This is a genomic window from Methylobacterium sp. J-030 (genome assembly GCF_022829545.1).
In the GTDB taxonomy this organism is placed as follows: domain Bacteria; phylum Pseudomonadota; class Alphaproteobacteria; order Rhizobiales; family Beijerinckiaceae; genus Methylobacterium.
Genome location: NZ_JAKSYM010000094.1, coordinates 1 through 387 on the forward strand (window position 1 = coordinate 1; position 387 = coordinate 387).

Consider the following 387-nt stretch of genomic DNA (forward strand, 5'->3'; position numbering starts at 1 on the left):
CGCGGACTGGACGCCGCTCGCCGGCAAGCAGGTAATGATCTGGCCGGACAACGACGCACCCGGCCTCGGCTACGCCCTCGACGTTGAGCGTGAGTTGGCCGCGGTCGGTGCCGGCACGGTCACCACGGTCGACGCCATGCGGGTTGCTGCGGCCCTGCCGTCCGGTGAGAGTCGTGAGCCGCCCGAGGGCTGGGACGCAGCCGACGGCCTTGACGAAGACGGCTGGCAGCCCGAGGCGCTCGCTACCCTGGTGCTTCAGCATGTCGACCGGGTCGAGGCCGCACCTGCCTACATCTCCTTCGATAGCTACTCCATGAACTCTGGCGGTCTGACCGCCGAGATCGTCAAAGGTAGGGGCGAGAGTGCCACCACCGAAACCGTGTGGGT

Annotated in this window: 1 pseudogene; it reads left to right on the forward strand. The window is 68.0% G+C overall.

The annotated features are described in order from the left end of the window. Window positions 1–387, forward strand: a pseudogene (locus MKK75_RS06000) (hypothetical protein); the annotation flags it as partial.